The organism is Haloarcula nitratireducens, from assembly GCF_019599505.1.
In genome coordinates this window covers 1-22,458 of sequence record NZ_RKLT01000025.1, presented here as the reverse complement: position 1 = coordinate 22,458, position 22,458 = coordinate 1, and the positions used below count along the sequence as shown (strand labels likewise).

The 22,458-nt window shown below is 52.1% G+C and carries 18 protein-coding genes; 7 read left to right on the top strand and 11 right to left on the bottom strand.

Annotated features, from left to right (window positions below; all coding sequences use genetic code 11):
• The first annotated feature begins 172 nt into the window (after positions 1 to 172).
• Positions 173 to 1,288 carry an alanine racemase gene (locus EGH23_RS22770; RefSeq protein WP_220582288.1) on the top strand — a complete coding sequence of 372 codons (1,116 nt, stop codon included), beginning with the start codon at positions 173 to 175 and terminating at the stop codon, positions 1,286 to 1,288.
• A 165-nt stretch (positions 1,289 to 1,453) separates the two neighbouring features.
• Positions 1,454 to 2,353: an NAD(P)-dependent oxidoreductase gene (locus EGH23_RS22765; protein WP_220582287.1), complete on the top strand. Its 900-nt coding sequence runs from the start codon at positions 1,454 to 1,456 to the stop codon at positions 2,351 to 2,353.
• 200 nt (positions 2,354 to 2,553) lie between these two features.
• On the opposite strand, the gene EGH23_RS22760 is transcribed toward EGH23_RS22765, so the two are convergent.
• The 7 genes from EGH23_RS22760 to rdfA form a co-directional block, all read right to left on the bottom strand.
• Positions 2,554 to 4,542 (bottom strand): TRAP transporter permease, encoded by a 1,989-nt coding sequence (locus EGH23_RS22760; protein WP_220582286.1) that lies wholly within the window; start codon positions 4,540 to 4,542, stop codon positions 2,554 to 2,556.
• A 284-nt stretch (positions 4,543 to 4,826) separates the two neighbouring features.
• Complete coding sequence (locus EGH23_RS22755) at positions 4,827 to 5,249, bottom strand: universal stress protein (RefSeq protein ID WP_220582285.1); 423 nt, start codon at positions 5,247 to 5,249, stop codon at positions 4,827 to 4,829.
• A gap of 2 nt (positions 5,250 to 5,251) precedes the next feature.
• On the bottom strand, positions 5,252 to 6,313 hold the full coding sequence (locus EGH23_RS22750; protein WP_220582284.1) for an isocitrate/isopropylmalate dehydrogenase family protein: 1,062 nt from the start codon (positions 6,311 to 6,313) through the stop codon (positions 5,252 to 5,254).
• A 320-nt stretch (positions 6,314 to 6,633) separates the two neighbouring features.
• On the bottom strand, positions 6,634 to 7,764 hold the full coding sequence (locus tag EGH23_RS22745; protein WP_220582283.1) for a TAXI family TRAP transporter solute-binding subunit: 1,131 nt from the start codon (positions 7,762 to 7,764) through the stop codon (positions 6,634 to 6,636).
• 605 nt (positions 7,765 to 8,369) lie between these two features.
• Complete coding sequence (locus tag EGH23_RS22740) at positions 8,370 to 9,128, bottom strand: IclR family transcriptional regulator (protein WP_220582282.1); 759 nt, start codon at positions 9,126 to 9,128, stop codon at positions 8,370 to 8,372.
• 398 nt (positions 9,129 to 9,526) lie between these two features.
• Positions 9,527 to 10,867 carry a glycerate kinase type-2 family protein gene (locus tag EGH23_RS22735; protein ID WP_220582281.1) on the bottom strand — a complete coding sequence of 447 codons (1,341 nt, stop codon included), beginning with the start codon at positions 10,865 to 10,867 and terminating at the stop codon, positions 9,527 to 9,529.
• 159 nt (positions 10,868 to 11,026) lie between these two features.
• A complete protein-coding gene (rdfA, locus tag EGH23_RS22730) occupies positions 11,027 to 11,668 on the bottom strand; it encodes a rod-determining factor RdfA (protein WP_220582280.1) in 642 nt (213 codons plus the stop codon).
• Positions 11,669 to 12,039: 371 nt separating this feature from the next.
• Here rdfA and EGH23_RS22725 point away from each other — a divergent pair, with 371 nt between their 5' ends.
• The 5 genes from EGH23_RS22725 (at position 12,040) to EGH23_RS27535 (ending at position 17,330) form a co-directional block, all read left to right on the top strand.
• Positions 12,040 to 14,001, top strand: a complete 1,962-nt coding sequence (locus tag EGH23_RS22725; protein WP_220582279.1) for an archaea-specific SMC-related protein — start codon at positions 12,040 to 12,042, stop codon at positions 13,999 to 14,001.
• Positions 14,002 to 14,055: 54 nt separating this feature from the next.
• Complete coding sequence (locus EGH23_RS22720) at positions 14,056 to 14,220, top strand: DUF1931 domain-containing protein (RefSeq protein ID WP_220582278.1); 165 nt, start codon at positions 14,056 to 14,058, stop codon at positions 14,218 to 14,220.
• Between the two features lie 79 nt (positions 14,221 to 14,299).
• Positions 14,300 to 14,860: a TATA-box-binding protein gene (locus EGH23_RS22715; RefSeq protein WP_220582277.1), complete on the top strand. Its 561-nt coding sequence runs from the start codon at positions 14,300 to 14,302 to the stop codon at positions 14,858 to 14,860.
• A gap of 277 nt (positions 14,861 to 15,137) precedes the next feature.
• Complete coding sequence (locus EGH23_RS22710) at positions 15,138 to 15,662, top strand: hypothetical protein (RefSeq protein WP_220582276.1); 525 nt, start codon at positions 15,138 to 15,140, stop codon at positions 15,660 to 15,662.
• A 1,515-nt stretch (positions 15,663 to 17,177) separates the two neighbouring features.
• Positions 17,178 to 17,330: a DUF7837 family putative zinc-binding protein gene (locus EGH23_RS27535; protein ID WP_483867130.1), complete on the top strand. Its 153-nt coding sequence runs from the start codon at positions 17,178 to 17,180 to the stop codon at positions 17,328 to 17,330.
• A 99-nt stretch (positions 17,331 to 17,429) separates the two neighbouring features.
• Here the strand turns inward: EGH23_RS27535 and EGH23_RS22705 are convergent, their stop codons facing one another.
• The 4 genes from EGH23_RS22705 to EGH23_RS22690 form a co-directional block, all read right to left on the bottom strand.
• Positions 17,430 to 17,723, bottom strand: coding sequence for a PadR family transcriptional regulator (locus tag EGH23_RS22705; protein ID WP_220582275.1), 294 nt, complete (start codon positions 17,721 to 17,723; stop codon positions 17,430 to 17,432).
• Between the two features lie 283 nt (positions 17,724 to 18,006).
• The gene (locus tag EGH23_RS22700; protein ID WP_220582274.1) at positions 18,007 to 18,870 is read right to left on the bottom strand and encodes a S8 family serine peptidase; all 864 of its coding nucleotides are present in this window, start codon (positions 18,868 to 18,870) and stop codon (positions 18,007 to 18,009) included.
• Positions 18,871 to 18,968: 98 nt separating this feature from the next.
• A complete protein-coding gene (locus EGH23_RS22695; RefSeq protein WP_220582273.1) occupies positions 18,969 to 19,268 on the bottom strand; it encodes a hypothetical protein in 300 nt (99 codons plus the stop codon).
• Between the two features lie 611 nt (positions 19,269 to 19,879).
• A complete protein-coding gene (locus EGH23_RS22690) occupies positions 19,880 to 20,926 on the bottom strand; it encodes a single stranded DNA-binding domain-containing protein (protein ID WP_220582272.1) in 1,047 nt (348 codons plus the stop codon).
• Positions 20,927 to 22,458: the final 1,532 nt, after the last annotated feature.

Sequence of the window (22,458 nt, the reverse complement as noted above, 5' to 3'; positions counted from 1 at the left end):
TATCGATCCCGAAATGAATTCTGGACCCAAGCCTGAAAGACATACCCTCGCTCGGAAGTCGATTCGGTGGGACGTACGCGAGGCGAATCTTCTCACAACCCTTGCATTTACCTACAGTTTATTCCTTCAGGAGTGCCTCCTTCGGATTATGTCTATGTGGACGACTGACGAAATGGGCCCAAAACTCTATCAACCAGTCGAAAACCTCGAAACCCCGGCCTTGCTTGTCGACATCGATGCAATGGAGCGCAATATCGAAGAGTATGCGGCGTTCGCCGACGAGAATGACATATCACTCCGTTCACACGCTAAGACGCACAAGAATGCCGAACTCGCAGCGCTCGAGGACGAAATGACTGACGGTGGTGGAATATGCTGTCAAACACTTGGCGAGGTGGAAACGATGGCGCGAAACGGAATCGACGACATCTACCTGTCGTATCAGGTTGTCGGCAAAAAGAAACTCGACCGGTTCTGCTGGCTCTCGCAGAAGGTCGAGAAGCTGGCGACGACAGTCGATTCGGCCGCGACCATCGATTGCCTCCAAGAAGCCGCTCACGAGCACCAAACGACGGTTGAGGTTATCCTCGAAGTTGATGTGGGATTGCACAGGACTGGTATCGGTCCTGGCCCCCAAGCCGTGGCTCTCGCGGAGCGGATCGACGAGGCGGCCAACCTCGAATTCAACGGTATCCTCTCGTATGAGTCGCACGTGAAAGCCGAAGCCGCGACCGAATCGGAGTTTGACGAACTGTGCTGGGACGCAATGGAACTGGCCCAGGATGTAGTTGAGGACATTGAGGCCGCTGTAACCTCCGTAGACGAAGTGAAAATCGGCGGGACAGCGACATCAAGATACAGTGGTAAGCATCCGGTGGTAACCGAAATTAACCCGGGAATGTATCCTTTCAACGATGTCGGCGAACTCGAACTCCGACCGTGGGAGGTGTGCAAAAACGACTGTACAGCGACGGTCATCACGACGGTCATCTCCGTGCCGGATAACGACCGACTTGTCGTCGATGGAGGGAGCAAAACGTTCTCGTTAGACAAACCGCAAATGCCGGTCCCGAAGAACCGCGACGACATTGAATACGTCAACGCTAGTGAGGAACACGGGTGGATTGACATCAGCGACTCAGACGGGTCGTTCGCGGTCGGCGACCGACTAGAGTTCATCGTGCCTCACGTCTGCACGACAATCAACCTCCACGACCTCATCATCGGTATCCGGGACGACCGGGTCGAAGAGCTCTGGGAGGTGCAGGCAAGAGGGAAAGTCCGCTAGCAGCAACGAATGAATCCAATACGTTTCTACTAACACTATCGTTAGCAGATAGAAGCAGCCACGTTAGGTTCGTAGCCCCATCTAACGGCTGTTTCAGCGGAAAATAGTCGAACTACCCCGATTTCAACAGAGCCCTTATGTGAATAGCGAGATGAGAAACATACGATGACAAGTAAATCAATTGGATTTATCGGAACCGGTATAATGGGAAAGCCGATGGCAGAAAACGTCCTTGATGCTGGGTACAGTGTTATTGCGTACAACCGTTCACAGGAACCGGTCAAACAATTGGTTGACAAAGGGGCACGGGCTGCTACATCGCCTGCAGAAGTTACACGTAATTCAGATGTCGTAGTTACAGTTCTCCCAGACACAGATGCTGTGACATCAGTCGTTCGTGGTGATGATGGAGTACTTCAGGCACTCAATGACGGACAGATCTACATCGACATGTCGACAATATCGCCCGCAGCAACGGAGCGTCTTTCCGACGATGTTGAACAAGAAGGTGCGGAAATGCTAGACGCGCCGATTAGTGGTGGAGAAGAAGGTGCTATTGACGGGACGCTCTCGATTATGGTCGGTGGAAGAGAAGACACGTTCAATGCCGTCTGCGACTTGCTTGAAGCAATGGGTGATACGATTACTCGCTGTGGTGATTCCGGGGCAGGGCAAGTGACTAAAGCTGCAAACCAAATTATCGTCGGTTGCCAGCATCAAGCTGTTGCAGAAGCGCTATTGCTGGCAAAGCAGGGCGGTGCCGACCTAGAACGCGTTCTCGAAGCAATCAGCGGTGGAGCAGCCGCTTGTTGGTCACTCGATGCTCGCGCACCGCGAGTCATCCGCGGGAACTTTGCACCGGGATTCTTCTCATCCTATCATTACAAAGATCTTCGAATCGCTATGGATGCCGGCGAAGAGTACGGTACGCCGATGCCAGCGACAGGGATCGTTCATGAAATGTATAAGTCGATGGAACAGAAAGGATATGGACAAGATGACCACTCCGGCGTAATCCAGATTATCGAGGATTTAGCTGGTGAAAAGGCCCGTATCGACGAGTAGTCTCTAATTAGCAGAGAATAGGATAATACGATTAGATTCACGAGCGTATTCCATTGGCATTGGTCAATGGAAGTGCTAGAGAACAACTTCTATGGTTTGTTCGCTTGACTCGTCTAAAGACGAATAGAGTGAGTCAACATCAGATTTCTCCTATCAGAACAATGGCTATATGTCACTGCAGAACTCTATAGATAGCTCGCTTATTTCGCTTGACTCTTCACCGAATCACCAATAGAGATCCCGTTCATCATGAGCTGCTGGACGACGAATAGAGCTATAATGACGGCTGCACCAGCGTACTGAACAGTCGCGCTGGGATAGACCATTGTAAGTACGCCAGTGACGAAGAATATGGACCCGATAGCAACCTGCTTACCTCTTCCAGCTTCAAATCGATAGTTGATGCCGTGGATTATACTAATCCCACCGAGCAGGATGAGGAGTCCGGTGAACAGCGCTGCTGGGCCAAGAGATCCAGAGACAATGACTGGATGATAGATGAACGAGAACGGCAGGACAAATAGCGGAGCGGCAACTTTGATGGCTTCATAACATGTATCCACGAAGTCTGCGTCCGCGATTCCAGCAGCGACGGCTGCGCAAGTCGCAATTGGTGGTGTGAGACCGGAAAGGATCGCGCCATAGAACACAAAGAAGTGCGCGCTCAGTTCTGGCACGAGGAATCGGCTCACCAGAGTTGGAGCGACGAGTAGTGCCACCACCGTGTAAGCAGCGGTCGTCGGCATCCCGAGCCCCAGAAGAATACAGATTACCATCGAAATGAGAACTGCGACAATCATTATGCCGCCGGAGATCTCCATCATTGAGAGGGTGAGTATCCCAGGAACACCCGTCGTCATCAAGATGTCGACAACACCGTTAATTGCTGCAAGGATTATCGCGATCGGTGCCGTAATAATAGCTCCTCGTCGGAAGCCAGCCACCGTGTCGACGAGCGTTTCCTTGGCTTGATCCGTAACGGAACGTGAATCGAATACTGCATGAGCAATAGGGAACGAGATACCCGTTATCAGCATCGCCATGACTGTATAGAGTGCGGACGTCATCACGGTCAGCTGGACAATCCCGAGGGTGTAGACCAGCACACAGAACGGAATGAGGAATTTGGCCGTATCAACCAGCGTATCTTCACGGGAGCGATCGTCTAAGCCATCAAGAACTTCATCGACATCAATTACGTCTAGCTGACTGCTTGCGATGTAGTGAACCGCGATGACAATACAGACCATCATTATCGTTGCAGGGATCAGTCCTGCAGTAATGACGGTGATGTAACTAATACCAAGAAGCGATGCCATGATGAAAGCGCCAGCGCCCATTACCGGCGGGAGTACTTGACCGGTGGTCGAAGCGACAGCCTCGATACCACCTGCCGTGGAGGGTTTGATTCCATTCTCTTTCATCATGGGGATAGTAAAAGATCCGGTCATCCCAGCATTTGCTGTTTGCGATCCGTTGATCGACCCAATAACTGCACTCGCGACGACCGCAGTTTGCGCAACACCCGAGTCAATGTATCTGGACGTTCGAACTGCTCCGCGGAAAATCAAATCGAAGGCTCCATAGCCCTCTAATAAGCCTGCATATAGCAAGAAGAGGGCAATCCACGCTGCAACTAACTGGGTCAGAAAGCCGTAAAACCCAGTTATATCAAGTACTAAGAGCAGCAGAAGCCGATTTACCTCTAGTCCACTGTGACCCAGAAGGCCGGGAATCAGATCACCGAAGTATCCGTACAATAGCGAGCCAACAAGGATACTCAGGAATGTTAGTCCGAACGACCGCCATGAGAGGTAAATTATGACCGCAACAAAAGCAGCTGCTAACGCGTACTCATGAGGGAAGGCATACCCGACTCGGTTTACGTTGAGTGCCTGAAAGTGGAGGTTCACATAAGCTGTGACAACTGCGGTTACCAATAACGAGATAACTAATAGCGCCACATCAAGGTACTCACTCTCGGCAACAGCCCCCTGCAATTCGTCGAGGATGTATACTCCAATCGCACCAGCAATAAACAATACACCATATTGGGCTCTCGGCATCGCTAAGGTATAGGCATAGAAGATAACTAATCCCCAGAGTACTAGGGCAGAGAGCGTTACTGTACTCCCTATTCTCTCCTTCAGGTTTATTGACTCTAATCGCGAGGTACTTTCTGCTGGCATGGTTCACTCTGACTGTTGCTTTGGGCATATAAAATAGTTATGGTGCCGTCTCTCAAATGATGACATTCTTCTCAATCGCTACTGAACTGCTGAACAATGTCTGATTTGACCAGATGAATTGAGCAGTGAAGTGCAAGGCAAACTGATATTTCCTGTATTTGCTGTTTCCTGAGCAAGGCTGTGTGATTCGCTTAAACAGGATGTTTGAACGAAGCTTCGAGAACTAATGCACTAGTCGAAGTAAAGAAAGTAGAAATAGAGCGTTGAACTTCTTGGAGACCAGCTTACGCGACTATCACTGGTTGGTCAGCATCGAGCAGAATACCTTGGGTAACGCTCCCGAACAGAACTTTGCCTACTGGCGACCTGCTACCTGGTGCAACGACGATTGCACTGGTACCAAGCTCCCCTGCGACGGTCAGAATAGTTTCTGCTGGATCGCCGTGTTCTTTTCTGAATGTCCACTCAATACCGTTTTCGTCTAGAAGTTCCTGAGCCATCTCTACACTCGAGGGAGGTTGGTAGTTCTCGTACAGATCAGATGACTTTACACGACCACCACTGTCATCGACTGCATCGAATTCCTCAAAAACATTGAGGATAGTCACTGCGACCTCTGTATTGGCTCTAGGGAGATCAGTAACTGCCGAGACGGCTTGCCTCGCCCGATCTTCAGATCCATCGATAGAGAGCAGTACCTGATACATTGTTATTGAAGGAGACGTTCTTCGAGGTCACCTGCAACGTCCAACGTCGTTGCGTTACCGCCAATGTCTGGAGTGCGTGGGGCATCGGAATCCGCTAACTGTTCCGCAACACCATTCCAGAGTGTTTCTGCGAGCTCATCTTCATCAAGGTGTTCGAACATCAGGGACATCGATAACAGCATCCCTACTGGGTTTGCGATACCTTCGCCCATAATATCGAACGCGCTTCCGTGAACTGGCTCGAACATCGACGGATACTCGCCGCTAGGGTTGATATTCGTCGAAGGAGCAATTCCGAGACTTCCAGAGATGATCCCGCCGATATCCGTGAGGATGTCGCCGAAGAGATTTGATGCGACGACAACGTCGAACTCGTCGGGACGACGGACGAAGTCCATGCTTCCCGCGTCAACGAGTAGGCGCTCAACCGTTACATTTGGATACTCTTCACTGATCTCTTGGACGACCTCATCCCAAAAGACCATTCCATACGCCTGAGCGTTCGATTTCGTAATGTTCGTGAGCTTGCCCCGCCGCTCTGTCGCGGCTTCGAAAGCTGCTCGTACGATCGCTTCCGTCCCCTCACGGGTATAGACCGCAGATTGGACCGCAACTTCGTTACTGAAGCCTTGGTGCTCGCGTCCGCCGACGTCGGCATACTCTCCCTCCGTATTTTGCCGGTAGACAACCAAATCGATATCCCCTCCTGAGTAGCCACGGAGCGGGCTTTGAACGCCCTCAAAGAGATAGGAAGGCCGCTTGCAGATGTGCTGATTGAACCCTTTCGTAATTGGGAGGCGAAGATTCCGCAGTGTGACGTGGTCTGGAACTTCCGGATGGCCGACGGCACCAAGCAAAATCGAATCGAACTCCTCTAGCGTATCCAGACCATCCTCAGGCATGAGTGCCCCTTCTTCCAGGTAGCGTTCACTCCCCCAGTCGAACTGAGTCGTCTGGATCTCGACGTCATGGGAAGCCGCAAGATCAATCATCAGCGATTCTGTGGCATCTACGACTTCGTTCCCGATACCGTCGCCTGGTATAACCGCTATGTCATACGACATGGATACGAATAATGAGGCACCATTATAAAAGTGTTTGGGGGTAACGGCTGAGTTGATTTAATTGACCGCAAAACTGCATAGTCTCTTGTGACTTCTAATTGGTCTGCTTGGATGAATCAGCGTATATTCCGCTTAGAAGTAAGACTCCTTCTGGAGCAAACTGGTGTTCCGATATTGCAACTGGCCAGACTGTAACAGTATCCTCTTGAAGCAGCTATCTAGGAGCGGCCCGGAACTCTATTCGGACTGACTCTCGACTATCTTTTAACTAGTTGTCCTCCGAAACGGATGAGAGAACCAATCCCGATGATATCGTATTACTATTCCTTGCCTGCTGTCCAGGAGTCCTCCCAAACATCATTTTCTTTATAGAATTCAGCGATTCCTTGGTGGACAGGGAGCTCCGGAATGATTGCGGTGGTCATGTCTTCGACACTCGAATGGTTTGCGTACGTTTGATCGGCCTCTCGTATCGTGTCCGTGTGTTCGTGGCTGACACGAGCTAATTCGCGCGCCGCTTCTGTAGGAACGTCAGGTGAAATTAGGCACTGGAGATCGAGATTCCAGCTAACGATTGAATCAGTAACTTTCGTCACCTCCTGATTCCATCCATATGGCTCGATTTCCGCTAAACGTGCGCCAGCAACATTCTTAATTGCTTGTTTGAAGTTGTCTGAGACTTCGACGAGATAGACATCGTTTCTCGCATCGATCTGCTTAGCCCAGCCGGTTAGTTCGACGCCGTTGGACCCATAGACTGCTGCCGCATCAACACGTCCTTCTTGAATCGCTCCGGGAATGTCACTTGTATTGACGTTGATGATCTCAACTTCTTCCCACATGCCCGCTTCGCGCATTACTTCTTCAGTGAGGAGTCGCGTCCCGAATCCCGGTTGAATAGGATAGACTGTCTTTCCAGCGAAATCATCAGTGGTTTCAATTCCTGAGCCCTCACGAGCGACCCAGAAGATATCGAGTCCATTGAAGCGGAACGACTGATGACCGATGTTATCGACCGGTTGCTCATTAAACCGACCATCTCCCGCAACCGCTGCATTGATCGTGTTATTATCTGTCGCTATCGCAGGGAGATTGCCTTGGTTGTACTGGTACATATTGGCAACGTTCCCCTGCGTCTGCTGAACAGTCATGCTCAGTTTATCGCTATGTTGGTTGAGAGCTCGTGCGAGTGCCTGCATGGAATTGAACGCTGTACTTCCCTGGGAAGAGCCGCCCATCTTTAGCTCGTAGGTATCCCCACTAGATCCGCCACTGGATCCATCATCAGATCCGCTATCTGACCCATTGCTCGAACCACCACTAGATCCATCGCCAGAGCTGCCATCGGATCCGCTATCGCCAAGACAACCTGTGATAGCGATCGTGCCGATTCCCGCAGTTCCTTTGAGTACGTTTCGTCTGGTCTGGTTACTGCTGTCTTGGTCAGACATCCGTTAGTGGCTTATAGGCACTTGGTTAATAAATCTTTCTGTACCTCATGTACTATCATCGATAAGCAGGAGAGTTGGCCGGTATCAGAGCTCTTGAACTATGGACACAGAAGTACACAGACTCTGCACTCTGTTGATGTGCGTACGTTAGAGGGTTGTCTGGCTTTTCTCTTTTCAACCAAGCACCCCCTGATATGGTGTAGAATTAGGTTGCCTGGCCTCTTCTCTTGACCCTCATCTCATTCTAACCCATATAATGTGCTATATCGTGGAACAAGTAATTCGGCTTTCTACCAGACGTTGCTGATTGCCATTACAACCATAGGACTGTAAAGGCAGAGTGAGTTGTCTCTCTGCTACCGAAATGGTATACGCTCTAAAAAAGAGAAAATAAGGAATACAGGGGTCTTTGAGAGGGAACTTGAGTTAAATCTCCGATCCGATCTTATTCTACTCGACTACGACTACTTTTAAAACGCCACATAGTGGGATAGAGATTGATGGTACAGCTATCGGGCAGCTAGGGATTACAATCTTAGGGATGTAATGGAGGGATAGTTCCGCATTAGAAACAACTCTTAGAGATTAACTGTCTTCTCTACTAGTTAGGAATATTTCATATTTAGTTCAACTTCGTTAACGACACCCAGAAGCTTATTTGGCAACTCTTGACGATAGAATTCCCCTTTGAATCGGTTTAGTGGACCCGAAATTCCAATTGCTCCCAGTGGTTGTCCGCTTGGTTTAATCACTGGAACCGATACGGATCTTAAACCGTCAATATACTCTTGATCGTTGTAGCTGACGCCGTTATCCCGTATCTCTCGTAATTCATCAAAGAACTCATCTCTGTCAGTTATCGTGTTTTCCGTGATCGCTGGAAGTCCATGGCGTTCTATGATGTCTGAGACTTCTCTATCGGTCATTTCAGCGAGGATTGCCTTGCCTCCTGAGGTCGCGTGGATTGGCATTTGCTTTCCAAGTTGCGTGTTTGTCTGCACAGCGTGATCTCCAGTTTCACGATGTACATAGACCATGTATCCATGCTCCTCAATCATGAACTGAGCTCGTTCTTCTGTCTCTGTAGCTAGCTCCTTGATTCTTGGTTCAATGTGTGCATACGACGTCTCTCGATTATGTACGGCGGTACCAACATACAGAAATTGCGAGCCAATATAGTAGATGTCGCCTGCTTTCATGACATACTCAAGTTTTTCAAGTGTTTTGAGATGTCGATGAATTGTACTTTTTGGCAACTCGAGTGAAGTGGCTAGTTCTGATACTCTCGCCCCATTCCTCTCTCGTAATTCTTCAACGATGGTAAACAGCTTTTTTGTTGAGTTCATTGGTACCTTTTCGCTCATATCACCACATTTTCTTGCAGAGCATATAAAGTTTCGCACTGTGGGACGGATGGTGCTAATCAGTGTCGTGTTACTAGTTCACACTACCTTAGGATTCTGAGTAATCAATAGATAGTAGGGGGTGAATCATTCTAATATGAATGTCTACACTCACTATATTCACACACTTCTCAAGTTTAGAGCACTGTGACGAAAGGTTCTCAATTTTCTATCCGAGCTAACCCTGTTCCACTATATAGGACTTTATATAGTAATGCTGTTACGGTACATGTCGAACAACTCGCCTCACGCTACAATGATCGCAGAGACCATTGATAGCAGTGAATAAGACATTATTAGTTCGGTTTCCTAAAAACTCACCAACTGAATCCCCTCAAACTGGCCCTAAATAGGCCGTTTCATGCCTCTGCATCAGGGCCACCAATTACGATTACTCGGAGGTCGTTTACGTTCGTACCAGTTGCACCTGTTTTGAGGAGTGCCTTTGTGGCATCAAGGGTAGAGTAGACATCGTTCTGGCTTAACGCACGCTGAGCGGCAGGTTTATCGTCGATTGTATCGGCGTCTATTAGTGCGCCAGCAGCATTGACATTCCCATCGATCCCATCTGTATCGACACTACCGACGACGGTTCTAGGAAGATCGAGCTCAAGCGCTGCACTCAGCGCGAATTCTTGATTTGGCCCACCGCTCCCCTCGCCATCGACAGTTACCGTAGTTTCTCCACCAGAAATCAAAACAGCAGGTGGACTAACTGGGTTTCCAGTAGCGGCTACTTCTTCCGAAATGCCAACATGGACCTTTGCGACTTCACTGGCCTCTCCACGAATGTGGGATGAGAGAATTACTGGTTCGTGTCCTTCCTTGCGAGCAACGTCGCTCGCCGCTGAGAGCGCTGTAAAATTATCTGCTAGAATGTGCACGTCTACGTCGTCGAATGCACCACTACTCTCCTCAAGGGTTTCCTGATGTTCTCCCTCGTTACCACGTGTTAGGTGATTCTGTACGGCTGCTGGAATCGCGAGATCATAGCGGTCGACGATATCAAGCGCGTCATGATAGGTTGTATTGTCAGGAGACACTGGACCGCTAGCAACGGCCTCAATATCATTACCAGTCACATCGCTAAATATCAAACCGACAACTTTCGCTGGGGAAGCTGCACCTACGAGCTTCCCGCCTTTGATATCAGAGAGATGTTTCCTCACCGTATTGATCTCGGCTATTGTAGCCCCTGCCCGTAGTAGTTCCTCAGTTGTTGTCTGTAGGTCAGCAAGCTCGAGCGACTCCGCGGGCGCGGGTAGAAGTGCACTTCCGCCACCAGTAATGAGAGCTATGATGAGATCATCCTTAGTAGCAGTCAACGCTGATTGCAGTATCTGTCTAGTACCCTCTTCTGCGGCTTTGTTCGGAATAGGATGGCTTCCCTCGATACACTCTACTCTTGATAAGGTGGCTGGATCATCCGTAACTACAATACCCTCCTCAATTCGTCTTCCTAAGCAATCTTCCAGCGCAGCAGCTGCCTGTCCGGCTGCATTGCCACCTCCGAGAACAAGTATACGGTTATATTCGTCTATATTGTACTCTGCTCCATTGATTTTGAGTGCTTCTCCATCAATCCTGACTGTCTTTTCGATGACTGACTTTGGGTGAGCAGCACTGATACCGGCACTTAGGCAATCAAGAGCGAGTTCATGCTCAGGGGTCGCTGCAAGAACATCTCTATTCTCGAACATCAGTGGCTATTCTCATCTAAGAAATAAAAAGTGTGTTGGAGTGTATCGCAGCTAAAGTACAGACTGTAAAACTGCTCTGTGTGAGTGACTGTTCTATACTTGAATTTAGACTATAAATGAACATTAATATAATAGATTTTAATCCATTTTAGACAGAATTCAATCTTCTATATCACAGTTGCAATGTCCTCTTTCAAATAATTCAGAAATGCCGTATTGCTGATTACAATCGGTACAAACTACTTGGATAGTTATTATGACATCGAACGAGCCGAGAACGAGTCGACCAGTAGAAATCAGATTCTTAATACCCTTCTCGGCTACAGCTTGAAGCCGTCCCTGTAGTCGCTCGATTGTTTCTCGTGTCTTCGCTACCTGGTCTGTATCGCTATCTCTACGTTCAATACCCCGATCTTCCCGTAAATATGTATGAATGGCTTGGTGGGAAACAAAATCGTCCTGAATGGCATCAGTATCGATTCCTTCCCGATTTAGTTCATTGAGTGCTTCTAATCGGGTCCCTTCAGTGGTCGAGTCGTCTGTAAGAGCGGTGTATAATTGATCGACTCGGTCTTGTTTTGCCAACATACCTGAATCTATCATAGCAGACTTCAAAATTCGTCGATTCAAAACATCTGCGAGCGTTCGTAAACTTTGTTGCTCACGATCATTGCCTAACCAACGATTTTCAAGTTCTATACCAAACCCACTAAGACCATATTTAGATATAACTCGATCTACCTTGCTGGAACGTTGTGAATTTCTTTGCCCCGTCTCGGAATTTTCCTCGTTGTTGGTCATACGGCATCTATGGTGGATTTTTTTATAAGTATTCTGTCTGTGTCTCTGGGGCACTCCAGACCGATATCGTAGTAGTGACTGAAAGCCAATAGTGACCCGATAGAGGCCGCTTCTCTAGTAAATCATCTTGTTGCATAACGACTTGTTTCAAACTGACGGATATCTGTTATGGATTGTTTACAACAATATATTGGGTTCTTTGGTGTAGTGACTGATATGGGGTCTCCTCCAATTTTCCGATCGATAGAGCGTAATCATTTGGTGGCAATATCTTAGAGCTGTTTTAGACATCTCCTACTGCAGATAATGTAAACAGACTAACAAGACGGTAAGATATAGGACTTTAATAGCTGGAGCCTCTTCCTTGAAGCATGAGTACACCTGAGTCCATATCTGAAACGGCGGAATTTGAAGTCGAAAACATCGGCGGTATCGACAGTACGCAGATCTCGATTCCACCCGGCGTAACCGTCTTGACTGGCAAGAATGCGACTAATCGCACATCATTCCTCCAATCAATTATGGCTGCCATGGGGAGCAATGAGGCGACACTCAAGGGCGACGCCGACGAAGGGCGCGTTCAGTTGAACCTTCAGGGCGAAACCTACGAACGGACGCTCACCCGAGCGGGTAACTCGGTCGTGTTCGATGGTGACGGTTACCTCGACGATCCCGAGGTAGCCGATCTCTTCGCGTTCCTGCTGGAAACTAATGAAGCACGCCAGTCTGTCGCTCGTGGTGATGACCTTCGCGAAATCATCATGCGTCCTGTCGATATCGAGGATATCAAAAACAGGATTCGCGAATTAGAAGAACAAAAGGACGATATCAACGACGAATTAGCCACTATCGAAGACAGAAAAACGGACATACCCGAACTTGAACAGCGAAGACAACAGATACAGGATCAGATACAAGATAAAGAAGACGAGCTTGAAGCTAAAGAAGCTGAGATAGACGAAAGTAATCAAGATGTCGAGTCGAGTCGGGAAGACCAGGAAGAGTTAGAAGACAAGCTCGACGAACTCCGCTCGACGCGTTCAGACCTCGAATCGACGCGCCGCCAAATCGAGACGCAAAACCAGAGTATCAGCTCGCTCAAACAGGAGCGAAGTGACCTCGAAAACGAACTCGAGGACCTGCCCGAGACGCCGATGGGCGATCACCAGCACCTCGAAACCGAAATCGAACAGCTCCGCGAGAAACGCCAGACACTGAATTCCCAGATCTCGGATCTTCAGAGTCTTATCCAGTACAATGAAGAACGACTGGAGGATGAGGACTACGAGGTTCTCGAGACGCTCGATGATACTGAGCAGTCCGACTCGAACGGCTCACCGACCGACGAACTGCTTGGTAATGGTGATGACTCTGTCACCTGTTGGACGTGTGGCTCGACGGTCGAACGCGACCAGATCGAAGACACTGTCGAACGGCTCCAAGAACGCCGGCAAGACTTGGTGCAGGAACTCAACGACGTCAAGTCCGACCTGGAGGACCTGAAAGCGACCCAGCGCGAGGCCAAACAGCAGCAAAACGAGCGTGAGCAAATCGAGCGTAAGCTTGCGGATATCGAAGACGAACTCGAGAGCCGCGAAACGCAACTCGACTCGCTCAAATCTCAGCGTGAAGAGCTAACCGACGGCGTCGAAACGCTCGAAGCCGAGGTCGACGACCTCGAATCCGATGATTTCGAGGAGGTGCTCTCGCTCCACAAGGAAGCTAACCAACTCGAATTCGAAATCGACAGCCTCGAGTCTGATCTCGAAGACGTCTCTGAGGAAATCGAAGAAATCGAAGACATGCTGGACCGAGCCGATGATCTCCGAGACGAACGCGACGAGTTGCTTGAACAGTTGACCGACGAACGGACGAAGATCGACCAGATCGAAGCCGACGCTGTTGAGGAGTTCAACGAACACATGGACGCGATGCTCGAGATTCTGGACTACGAGAACCTCGACCGCATCTGGATCGAACGCGTCGAACAGACCGTGCGTGAGGGCCGACAGAAAGTCGACAAGACCGTGTTTGATCTCCATATCGTCCGGACCACGGAGAATGGCGCAGCCTACGAAGATACAGTCGAGCATCTCAGTGAGAGTGAGCGCGAGGTCACGGGGCTCATCTTCGCACTGGCTGGCTACCTCGTCCACGACCTCTACGAGACAGTGCCGTTCATGCTGCTCGACTCGCTGGAAGCGATTGACTCGGACCGGATCGCCCAGCTCGTCGAGTACTTCGAAGACTACGCGGAGTACCTCGTGGTCGCCCTGCTCCCGGAAGACGCCCAAGCACTGGACGATAGTGTGAACCGGGTTACCGCTATCTGAGCGGCAATCACAGCTCAAACTCTTATATAGGAGACACGAATAGACCTCATCGGAATGTCGCTAATTGTCAAAGCCGCGGTGAAGGATGCACTGTCTGAGCACAATGTCTCGGCAGATTTCTACGAGGCACTTGACGAGGAAGTCGCTGAACGGCTCGAAGACGCTGCCCAGCGAGCTGAAGCCAACGACCGGAAGACGGTCCAAGCACGCGACCTCTAAGGGACACTCAACCAATTTTTGTCTCGTCTGCGCTGAACCAGGCCCTGTTTTAAGAGGGTCGTGGGAGCACGGTACGACTATGAGTCTCTCAGCGGAGTCGATCAAGGTAGAGAACATCGTCGCATCTAGTGATATCGGCCAGGAACTTGATCTCGACTCACTTGCAATGGACCTAGAAGGAAGTGACTACGATCCCGAGAATTTCCCCGGTCTCGTCTATCGGATGCACGATCCCAAGGCCGCGGCGCTGATTTTCCGCTCAGGAAAAGTGGTGTGTACCGGGGCCAAAAGCGTAGACGCTGTCGAGACTGCCCTCGGACAAGTCTTTGATGAACTCCGTAGTTTGGGCGTCGAGGTTGACGACTCACCAACGATCGATATCCAGAATGTCGTCTCGAGCGCTGATCTAAAGGCGAACTTGAATTTGAATGCGATTGCGATCGGGCTCGGTCTCGAGCATATCGAGTACGAGCCAGAGCAATTCCCAGGACTGGTCTATCGACTCGACGAGCCAGATGTCGTGGCACTACTGTTCGGCAGCGGGAAACTCGTCATCACGGGTGGCAAGCAATTGAGCGATGCCGAAGACGCGCTCACCGTAATCGAAGATCGGCTGAGCGATCTCGGGTTACTGGACTGAGTTTGTGCGATGAATTGGTCGCTGTGCATGATAGTGGAGACGTAGAGCTTCTCGAACGTCACTGAGACAGATAGCGGGCTACGGATGCTCAAACAGTTCATCGAGCACACGGGGTTCCACGGAGAGTGCAGACACGCAACCGTCCACTACTGCGACTGATCCGGACGTTTGGGCGGCCGCCGATGTCGACGAGACGCCATTTCTCACGTATAGTGACCGCCGGTGGCGAGATGCACTCTCACGGCTTGACGTCGACGCGCTCTCGGATCTGGGGACGATGCTGGATCGGCGCATTCTGGACTTACCCGATGGACGTAGAGCCACCATCGAAATACGGGACCTCCTCGTCGAACTTGCTGACGAGACTGACCTCACACCGACCGAGGTTCTCGACGAGATCGATAAACGGACTACAGTGCTCCAGATGAGCCAGTCATTCCGTGAAAGCTATCGCACTACTGCGCAGAATACTGCTTCAACTTCTCTATCGGAGATAGATGCTGAGAGCGAAGATTCCGAGTCGCTGTTCGAGGAGGAATTGGACTCGCCACACTCCTCCGGAAGCGATGATACTCCTTCGTCAAACCAAGGCGATGAATCGGAAAATCACCAGTCTTCTGAAAATTTATTAGACGGTGCCGAATCCTCTCCATCTGCGGAGGATGACTCGGAGAAAGTGACCCCCGATCCAGATGCCGATGATCAGTCACAAGCGTCTGAGTCAGCGCCCCCAGAAGGGTCCAATAATGATACTACTTCTGAGGCTGATGATGACGAGTTCGACGCAGCTGACTTCATGTAACTCCTGACTCTACGCGGCTGTTTCGTTCTCGTTTTCGAGCTGGTTGTAGAAGGTTGCTCAGTTCCTCGTTAGTTCCTAGAACCCCGCATGTTATTCATAGATATCTAACTATTCAGTGTTCCTCGTACTAGAGTGGCCCCTCATTGGCCCCTTCCTCTGAGCCAAACTAGCTGCATCCGACCCTCCAAATTATCATGCTTTCAGTAGAATCACTTCTTCGGATGTATCTTTCTCTGAAATCACAAGACAACGAGCGTCTGACTCACATCTTAATAGGAAATATTTGTCGTGACTTGCGGGAAACCGCAAGACGGCAGCCGGATGAGTCAAAAACAACGTGACTCTTTATCTTGCCCACAGGTTGGTGCGGTAATCGAGATAGTAGCCGAACAAACATATCGAGATTGGGAGTGTTTTGCCAAGGGCAGTCAATAGGTGGCTCACCCCCCGTCATCGATTTGTATTTCGGTGGCTATTGAACCTCTTATAGATCAGAGATGAAACCACCGCACGCCGATGCACTCAACCGAGGAGTGCCTCAATAGATAGACTGCTCTCACTCACGTCGATCCTGTGAACAACCCCCTGCCTCGACTGGCTGGCAGACCCACAAGTGTCGCGCTTCGCTCGGTCTCAGAACGATGCCGACCACCACATTGTAACCGAGTGCATCATGCAGCGAAAACCCAGTCTCACTCCTTGCCTGTGGAGCTGTTGTCAGCACGCTTGTAAAGAATTTCCAGACCTATCTCCCCGACCTTCCTGGCATCGAATTGGCTGAAAACCAACATTTCGTTTCGGACCGACTTGAGAGCTCTCGTGGTCGTGAGATTCAGAGACTTCTCGTTCAGCTGCGTACTTCGCTATGATGTGAAGCACCGGCTATGAGGTGAACTCCATCTTCCCTTCCCCACCACCAAATATGGACTAGGTCAGCTACCCAGCGATACGAGCCACCACTAACCAACACTATCCAGCGAAAGGCCGATTCTGTTGGTTAGCAATGAACCCACTCTCCTAGTAAATTGGAGTCCGTCGCTATCGATGTACGCAGTCCAGCAACAATCCATTCGGATACCCTGTGCTTTCGGTAGCCAAAATGCGTAAGCCCATTCATATAGTACGCGACCATAGCATTGAATCAATGTCGAGTGAGACAGTCTGGATCAAGAAACGAGGGCCAGTCGGCGTTGGAACATCCATACACATCCACACGGACCCAGACTGCCAGCCGCTCCGGCAGGCCACAGAAATTCGAGAGACGACGCGTGAGAAACTTCCCGATCACTGGCCTGACTGCTCACTCTGTGCAGGCACTGCTGATACAGGTGGCGTCTCAGAAGGTGAAAGTACGCATATTCGCCGGGATCGACTGCAGGAACTTGATCCGGATGAACTCTAATCTATCTGGTATTCGGCTACTCGCGGCTTGAATTATTGCCCACCCAACACTTACTACGGAAGCCATTCCAGAATGAGGGAACGTGGAGACTGGTACCCATACCTCCCCAAGACATGACTCGTGATACGTCGATACTTGGTCGGTGTCCGGACTGCGATGCAGACATTACTCCAGCGTGGCTATTAGTTGAGTATGAGCAAGATGATGGGACGACGGGCATCTGGGCCGAATGTCCGACCTGTGAAGACGTCGTGAAACCCGAATAGCGGCCAGTCTCCGATCAGTTTGCTAAGAAGGGCAGAACAGCGTCACCTTCGTCGAATCGGAACAACTTGCGAGGGGCTAGAGAACCTCTCTAAGCGTATCTATGCAGCCGAGGTCTCTGCAGGTTCTACGTATTTGCGTTCCCAGTCGTTGCGGGCCTCAAGTTCTCGGCGGCCACGCCGAGTGAGTGAGTAGATATTCGTTCGCCGGTCTTGCTCACCTTTCTCGACGAGGCCCTTTTCCACGAGTGTATCGAGATTCGGGTAAAGTCGTCCATGGTGAATCTCCTGTTCGTAGTAGTCCTCAAGTTCATCCTTAATGGCAAGGCCATGAGGCTCATCGAGGCCAGAGACGACATACAGCAGATCTCGTTGGAACCCAGTGAGGTCGTGCATGAGATCTAATATGCGTCGCTCTCTCATATGTTTGTTGGCGAACAAGTCACGTCTCCGCCCTACTGCGGCGAAGTTTCCGTACCGCGTCACACTGAACGCTGCTCGGGAGGGAGTGTATCAACCACCTCGGCCTACTGCTCACAGCAATGTTTTACTCTTGGTGTCACGTCTAGCTGCATGGATTGCGGTCCAGTGCATGGATGGATACCTCGCACCTACCGCAATCTCAGCTGTGAGTCCGTAACGGACTCGCAACTTTCGGAGTCACGGCAAGTAAAAGAGGCTACAGCAGCTCCCGCGTTCCACCAGCATCAAATTTCGGCACTGTTCCTTCATCGATGTCGGTCGCTCCCATCGAGACGGCCTGCCGTAACTGCGTAGGTGAAGGGTCGGGTTCACTGTCGGGGAGGTCGCTAAGGAGGGTCGCAAGCGACCCTGAGACGATTGGCGTCCCGAAACTCGTCCCAGACTGGAGCACTGGATCGGTGTCTGTTCCGGCTGGATGATGAACTGGAGCCAGCACGTCAGGCACAGCATTATGGAAAGAGACGTTTCCCTGCCAGGGCTTTTCATAGCGGTACTCCTCGCACTGCTTGGTTGGACCACACCCGCGTTGGCCACAAAATGGGCCAACGAGTTCGGTATCGTTGTCAACCCAGTACTGTCCAGATGCTGGTGAATCGAGCAGGTCGGCTCGGCAGTGAGAGACGAACCCGCCGACAGTAATCGCAGTAGTGAGGCGCGCCGGACAGTGGACTGCGAGTGGATTGTCCTTCTCTCGATTTCCTGCCGCGGCGACGACCGCGGTTCCACTCTCAATAGCAAGCCGCGCCTCGTCGGCGATACGGCAGTGCCCACCGCAATCTCCAGTGGGTTCTTCGTGGTGATGAATCCCGACAGAGAGATTCAGGATATCGATGTTGTGACTGCTCGCGTCTGCGATTGCCTGAACAAGATTCCCCCGCTTGGCAGTCCCGTGTGCCGCCACGACTCGGTACAGACTGAACGTCGCAGCAGGCGCAAAATACCCCAGTAACTCAAGCACGTCTTCGCCGTGGCCAGTGGTGTCAGGTGCGTCATCAGCGACGTAGTTCAGCCGCTGGTCGATATCGAGCGTATCGGCCAGTGCAGCGGTTGGTTCGAGCACTGAATCGACGAGCCCAATCTGGATAGTCTCACCTTCGTGGGTCGAAGACTGGAGATTGAGTGTGACAGCAGAGGAGTCGAAAACGAACTGGCGTAAGTCTAGGAGCGAGTCACACGCCGGCGGGATCGATCGTTTCCCTCATCAAGCGCTCGGACGTCCTCCCGCTCAAGCTCGATCGATTTCAGTCCATCAAGTTCGCATAGTTCACTCACGGTCGCCTTCGGGCAGGTCACACGCACTGTTGCCTGACCAAGGGACGCGTTAACTGTTGCATCGAGCTGTTCAACACGGGCTATGAACTCCTCACGGTCGCCAGAGACGCCCAGTAGCAGCGTGATGGTGTCGTCACTACTGCTGTCTCGAAGCTTTGTGACACCTGGGTCGATGTACTCTGGCATAGCTGATTTTCTCGAGACGTTCCTCGGTGTTAAACCTAGGTGCGGCGAGTGTTGAATGCTCTGATTGTGGGACTCTCTTGTTTTGGTAGCCGGGAGTGTAACAGATCTTGCGAGTGACCAAAAGATGAGTTCAGCGCAAGTAGCTGTCCGAAATCGCGATACCAGCGAGACGATCTAGAGAAAACCCTGCCGAACGCACGGTATATAGGGACCGTGCCCGCCACTGCAGGCACGGTGGACCGCCGCGAGGCGCGCGTTGCGCCGAGCGCAGCGCTCCGTCGTCCTCGTGAGCGCTAGCGAACGAGGGCTCGGAAGACGAACAGAGTGAGTCTTCCGGTGGCGACGCGCGCTGTCGAAAACACTAGCCCGATATCTCCCATTGCCCCACTGGCTGGCCCACGGGAGCGTCCCACCAGAGGCCCGATCACGCTGGATGCCCGGCCTGACTGACCCACGTTGACGCCGTTTGCGGCCCCAGCCCCAGTCCGTGCGCGTGGTTGGCTCGTCGCCGCCCCGCTGTGCCAGTGGGCGGCGACGAGGCCGCGTGCGCGAGGTGGCCTCAGCGCCGACCGGGCGGCCTGCCTCGACGGCGAAGCCGACCGAGGTCGGGGTTAGTCGGCCAGCGTCACCTCAACTGCCTTTGCCGTGTCCATCCGATTCGCCCATGCATGGGCGTCTGCCTCTACGTCCCAAGAGGCCAGTCGAGGACTCTCACCAGAACAGCCGAACGACGCGCGACAGTCGCCGGTCGGGGCGGGACCGTCACCGCGTTCGAGAATACACATGGTCGTATTGCTCGTCACGGCCAGCGTCTTCAGTCCGTTGTACTCGCCGGGCTTGCCCGCACAGATGCGCACGCGGTCGCCTTCGTGGAGGGTCCGGACCATCGCGCCACCGTGGACGGACTTGACCCAGACCGTCACCTTCGCCGTGTCGCCATCGTCGTCCTCGACGTACGCCACCTGATACTGATTCGATGCGGCGGGGTCCTCAATCAGATGCGTGACCGTTCCCTCGATCGTAGCTTCGTAGCCATGGGGATTCATGTCCCCGACCGGGACCGGCGCGTTCATCGCGGCGCGAGCGGCCGTGAGTGCGCCGAAGACACCGTCGAAGCGCGAATCACTCTCGGTCGTGTGGCCGGCGACGAGGCGGCTTGCCGCGGCGTGGCTGATACCCGTCTGGTCGCTGACCGTGGTAGCGTCTTGATTCACGTCGGCCAGTGCGTCGGCCTCCATCTCGGCGCGTGGATCTGGTTCTGCCTCGAAATTGTCGGGTCGCTCTTGGTCGCTAGTAGTGAGCTGGCGGGCCGAGGCTTCGCGGTCGATCTCACCGTGGGCATCGCGGGCCGTCTGGGTGTGGCGGGCCTGTTCGGCGTTTTCGCCGTGGCGTTGCTCTTGGGCGGCCAGCGTTTCGCCGTGGCGGCGATCCGGGGCGACATCGGTCGAGCGGGTCCAGTCGTAGTCGTTCTGGCGAGCGTAATAGTTGCCCCGCGAGTCACTGCCGCGGTTAGGCCGGTAATCGAGTTCGTCGCCGTTCGCCGTTTCGGCGACTTCTTGGAGAAGATGCTCGGGGCCACCGTCGACGTGTGCGCCGAGTTGCAGCTGCTGGTCGATATCGGACGATGCTTTCTTACTGCCGGAGTCGTTAGCGTACATTGTCTTTCGTGCCTTGGAAAGACACTTGTCGGGTGTACTAGCACCCGATTTCCTGCGGCGTGAAACTACCTTCGTGAGCGCCGCGTGTCGTGTCTTCCCGTACATAAGGCCATGGGTGCCTGTTACTTAAAACCAACGACTGAATTGGATTACTTCAAGTGGAATAGAGTGGCTATAGAGTCGCTCAAAAGGAAGTTTTACGACTCCGAGTTTAGACGAAGTTAGTATATAAGTACGAGTTGGTGGGATACCCTCGACGGCGGCGGACATCTTGTGCGGTTGCGGTTCCGTGAGCATCCCGCGGGGCCGCCCGAGTGCCGGATGGGTGAAAGCCCGGCGCGGCCGGAGGCCGCGCCCGGAACACAGCGAACGGTGCGCGGTCGCGTACGACCGCGAGAGACGAACGGCGAAGCCGTGAGTCAGTGAGCGTCCTCGTTCCGGCGAGGGAGGGCGGTCCCAAGGGTTCTGCTGGTCTGGTCGGATGGGACTGAAAGGGGCACGGCGCTGGCGCTTGCTGTAGTCGGGTCAGCGATCTCTCTCCGAGCGCAGCGAGGAGATGTCGCTGAGCGACCGCCAGCGCCGTGGGGCTTTCAAAATGTGCTGATTCTGTCTCACCGTCGCCGTCAATACGAGCGTAGTTTATCCGGTTCGCTATCTCTGGAAGATTTCAGCGGTACGCGTGTTAGTGCTGTCAATTATCACCGGAATAGCGTTGCCTGCTTTTCTTCGGAGAACTTCTGTTGATCTGTAGCGACTTAGATATCCGTAGCAGAATCTAGTTAGAACCCCGTCGCGCTTTTCGTCTGGAAATGAGGTACACGCTCAGGGACGTTTCCTCGTACTCGTATATCTACCGGAGCACCATTCGGGACTATCGTTCCCGGCATCTCTCCACTTCACACAGCCGCCCAGCGGCGGCTGCTGCCGCTGCATACGATAACACGGAGGAGCACTTATCCAGCCAGTCTGTCAGTCCCACTTTGCTCACACACCAGCCTCCCGGCGTTTGCTCCTTGCCGCCAGCCCCACGATGTCGTTCACCGGAAACCCGGTGTCTTTCGGCTATCTGTCTACCCCACGCCTCAAGCAGCCAGATACCGATATATTGCTCAGGCTTACAAGCTGAGCGTGAGAGATTGCCAACGTAGTGTCGTTTGTTGCTCTTGACTCTGTCCGTCTATTAACCTGCGTCTCTTCTGGAGTTTCCTCGTGGAGGTGAGAGATTATAACCATAGATGACAATGTATCACCATATATGGCTGATAGCGAGTCAGCGACAAAGCTGGCCATTCCACCCGTCGGAGTAGTCGGTTTCGCCGTAATCGTCGGTGGGCTGCCCTTTCTCTTCCCAATCAACTCGCGCTTCGATCAAGTCATTCTCTGGGGTCTTTGGCTCTTGGCTGGTTTGGGGATACTGTATCTCGTACTGACTTTCCGGCGGGTTTACGCAGACCACGGTCTAGCGGCTGCAGCAAAATGGGTGTGGAATGGGAAGCCTCCGCAGAAACCAGAGAAGCGCAACTAATGACCGT